At 70.1% G+C, this 2,956-nt stretch carries 3 protein-coding genes; all 3 read right to left on the bottom strand.

Annotated elements, in window-relative coordinates:
• Window positions 1-41: 41 nt before the first annotated feature.
• Window positions 42-392, bottom strand: coding sequence for an STAS domain-containing protein (locus tag EYA84_RS29800; RefSeq protein ID WP_131057440.1), 351 nt, complete (start codon window positions 390-392; stop codon window positions 42-44).
• Window positions 393-573: 181 nt separating this feature from the next.
• Entirely contained in the window at window positions 574-1,839 is a 1,266-nt protein-coding gene (locus EYA84_RS29805) for an Ig-like domain-containing protein (RefSeq protein ID WP_131057442.1), read from the bottom strand.
• Between the two features lie 757 nt (window positions 1,840-2,596).
• Window positions 2,597-2,956: 2-oxo acid dehydrogenase subunit E2 (locus EYA84_RS29810; RefSeq protein WP_201272522.1), on the bottom strand; the 360-nt coding region annotated here is incomplete at its 5' end.

Genomic DNA, 2,956 nt, shown 5'->3' on the forward strand with positions numbered 1-2,956 from the left:
GACCACCGCACGCCCCGGCGGGCGAACCCGCCGTCGCGGCGTCACACGCCGGCCAGCACCCGCTCGGAGCACGAACCGACGACCGGGATGACCCGGCGCAGGCCGGTGGCACGCAGCACCCGCTCCACCACCGGCGGCGGGTCCGTCAGCACCAGTTGGCCGCCCTGGGCGCGCACCCAGAGCCGGGCCGCGATCAGCGTGCGCACCCCGGCGGCGGAGAGCACCCGCACCTCGGAGAGATCCACCCGCAGCTCCGGCCGGGCCGGTGCAGCCCAGAGGGCCGCGCGGAACGCCGCGACGGTGGCGATGTCGACGGCACCGACCACGCGGACGCACACCGCGTCGTCGAAGACCGTGGTCTCCACGTGGAACCGCTCCTCGCGCTCTGGCATGAGAAGAACCTATCCCCCACCACCGACACTCACACCCTGCGTAAAGGCGGTTCCGGGTAAGCCCAGGGCATGACCCGCAGGCCCGGTGCATCCACCCTAGGGACGATCCCGGGCACCACCCTCCGCCCGCCCACGACGGGAACACCGGGCCGGTGACGACCCGGCGCCCGACGTCGGTGTGTCACCCGCCGCTCGCCGAGGGCTGCGGCTCCGGCGAGCCACCGCCGGCCACCGCGCCCGGGTCCGCCGACGCGGTCGGTGCCGGCTTCAGCCCGGCGGGTACGGGCAGCGCACTGCCCTCGGCGAACCGGTCCCAGTCGACGTTCCACGCCGTCCAGCCGTTGCCCTCGCCGAGTTCGACCTCGGTGCCCTTGACGGTGACCAGGTCACCGACCTGGGTGACGCCCATCAGCCAGTCGGCGTTGGCCGCGGAGAGGTTGGTGCACCCGTGCGACACGTTGGTGTACCCCTGATCCCCTTCCGACCAGGGCGCACCGTGGATGAACTCGCCGCCCCAGGTCAGCCGCTGCGCGTCCTCGACGTCGACGACGTACGGGTCGGCCGAGCCCGTGGTGTCGAACGTGGTGAAGTCGTGCTTCTCCATGATCACCATTTTGCCGCTGGAGGTCGGGGTGCTCGGCTTGCCGAGGCTGACCGGGAGCTTGCGCAGCAGCTTCCCGTCCCGGATCACCGACATCTGCTTGGTCGCGTTGTCGATCTCCAACGCCGTCTGCCGGCCGATCTTCGACGTGGCCCGCCGGTCGGCGTCGCCGACGTTCTCCTTGCCGATCGGCAGACCCTCCAGCGCGGCACGAACGTTGATGGACGTGCCGGGTCGCCAGAAATCGGGCGCCCGATAATAGACCTGACTACCGTCGGACACCCAGGACCAGGTGCCCGGCTGCGGCGGATCGGTCTTCACAAACAAACGACGTTGCACATCCGCCCTGGCTTCTTTCGGAATGGGCGGGTCGAACGCGACGGTTACCGGCATGGCCGTGCCGTACGTCCGATTACCGGCGAAATAGAGCGTACTGGTGATCGCCGGTTTGGACGATTTCGGTTGCGTCGTGAAGGTCGTCTTCCGAGTGACCGTCTGCCCCTTCTCGCCGGTCACCGTGACCTCGGCGGTGTAGGTCCGCTTGGGCTGCAACACCTCGGCCGGCACCCACCCGGTGCCGTCCTCGCGCGGCTCGGCCTCGACCTTTCCGCCCTTGTCGTCGGTGATCCGCACATCGGTGACCCGCCCGTGCTTGACCACGGTGCCGATCTCCCCGCTGATCGGCACGTCCCGCGCGCCCTCGGCGGGCGTCACGGCGAGTTCCGGAGCCGCCTGCCGACCCTCACCGGGTCCGGCGGTCCTCCGATCACCCGTGCACGCGCCCAGCGCCAGCGGCGCCGCTGCGACGGCCACCGTCAACAGCGCCAATCGCCCCCTCAGGTTCATGATGCGTCCCCCCGTTTATTTCTCGCCCTCCGCCACATTCTCGCCGTCTACCCACCAGCGACTCAGCAATTCTGCGAAACCGCGCGCCAATACCGGGTGGACATTTTCGCGCTATTGCGCCGGACCAGGCCGGGAAATGCCCGACCGTGATATCCCGACCGTTAGTCGGCGACCTGCGTCCATTGTCCGCGCACCCACCGGTCCACGACGCTTCGCCCGGTCTCGGGCGTACGGCCACCCGTGGACCCGGCGTCCCTTCAGCCGCCGAGCCCCCGCCCCGACCTACCCACGCCCACGCCCACGCCCACGCCCACGCCCACGCCGGAACATGGTTGATCAAGGAGTTTTGGTCCGAATCCGCCGCCCACCCAGACCAAAACTCCTTGATCAAAGGGGCGATCTTGGGAAGCGGCCTTGGGGGCGCCGCGCGTGCTCGGGCGCGACTCTTCGTGCGTGTGGTCGGTGGTCGGCCAGAGAACTGCGAGCTGCGAGACACCTGGACGGGTCGGACAGGACAGGCATCGACTGCATGGCGACCTTACGGCCAGCAGGAGGTGAAGTTGTCCACGCCCACGCCGATCATGGACGTCTGGTTCCCGTCCGCGCCGATCATGCCGCCTGCGCCGATCATGGAGTTGTGGCCGGATATTCGACCTCTATATGCCGTTATGCACTGTACACAACTCCATGATCGACGCCTGGGGGGCGGGCGGCGCGGGCCGGGGGCGCAGGCCGGGCGGGGCGGGGCGGACGGGGCTCAGACGGCGGCGATCAGCAGGGCCGGTTGCTCGACGCAGTCGGCGACGTGCCGCAGGAAGCCACCGGCGACTCCCCCGTCGCAGACCCGGTGGTCGAAGGTGAGGCTGAGCTGCGTCACCTTGCGCACCGCCAGCTCTCCCTCCACCACCCAGGGCTTGTCCACGATGCGGCCCACTCCGAGCAGCGCCGCCTCCGGGTGGTTGATGATCGGGGTGGAACCGTCGACACCGAACACCCCGTAGTTGTTGAGCGTGAACGTGCCCCCGGTGAGCCGGGCCGGCGGCAGCTCACCCGCCCGCGCCGCGGTGGTGGTCGCGGCCAGCTCGGCGGCCAGCTCGGCGGTGGTGAGCCGGTCGGC

The sequence above is a fragment of the Verrucosispora sp. SN26_14.1 genome (genome assembly GCF_004307965.1).
Classification (GTDB): Bacteria; Actinomycetota; Actinomycetes; order Mycobacteriales; family Micromonosporaceae; genus Micromonospora.